Genomic DNA, 714 nt, shown 5'->3' with positions numbered 1-714 from the left:
AACAACAAAAGGCGGAGCCTGAGGGCTTCGCCTTTTTGTATTCTACCGGCTTGCGCCGATATTAGTTCTGATAGCTTGAAGGCGATGCGTCGCCAAAGCGATGAGCAGAGCCGTCCTGATAGGTGGTCGTCTGACCGATAGAAGCGGTTGCAGTGTTATCAACCTGCTGTGTTGCAACTGGCGTGCGGTCATTTGCATAAAGATCGGCAGGTTCACCAACATGTGGGTTTTCAGCGAAAGCTGCACCGGCGCTAAGAGCAACGGCTACGGCAGCAAGAGCAAACTTTTTCATTTTTCTATTCCTTCTTCATCGCCCTTTGGATGGCATCAGTGCTTCCGGGGCACCGGGGTGGCACCAATGCCATCCACCGGGGAGATAACTCGTATGCGTTGATCTGATGTAGTCAGATTGAAACGCGGTTTGGTAAACTGGGCTTAGTTCTGGAAGCTCGAAGGCGATGCATCACCGAAGCGATGAGCCGAACCGTCCTGGAACGAAGACTGACCAATCGAAGCGGTTGCAGTGTGATCGACCTGCTGGGCTGCAACTGGTGTGCGGTCATTTGCATAAAGGTCGGCAGGGGTGCCAACATTTGGATTTTCAGCGAAAGCAGCACCGGCGCTAAGGGCAACGGCTACGGCAGCAAGAGCAAACTTTTTCATTTTCTATCTCCTTGGTTTTGTGAAGCGACGTTGTGTTCGTCGTTTCGATGA

The 714-nt window shown here is 52.2% G+C and carries 2 protein-coding genes; both read right to left on the bottom strand.

Annotated features, from left to right (window positions below; genetic code table 11):
* Positions 1-61 precede the first annotated feature (61 nt).
* Positions 62-292: a hypothetical protein gene (locus QSJ70_RS27325; protein ID WP_064320232.1), complete on the bottom strand. Its 231-nt coding sequence runs from the start codon at positions 290-292 to the stop codon at positions 62-64.
* A 143-nt stretch (positions 293-435) separates the two neighbouring features.
* A complete protein-coding gene (locus QSJ70_RS27320) occupies positions 436-663 on the bottom strand; it encodes a hypothetical protein (RefSeq protein ID WP_007873677.1) in 228 nt (75 codons plus the stop codon).
* Positions 664-714: the final 51 nt, after the last annotated feature.

It is taken from the genome of Brucella sp. NBRC 12950 (assembly GCF_030268145.1).
Taxonomy (GTDB): domain Bacteria; phylum Pseudomonadota; class Alphaproteobacteria; order Rhizobiales; family Rhizobiaceae; genus Brucella.
The sequence above is the reverse complement of the archived record's forward strand: the minus strand, read 5'-3'. Positions and strand labels throughout refer to the sequence as shown.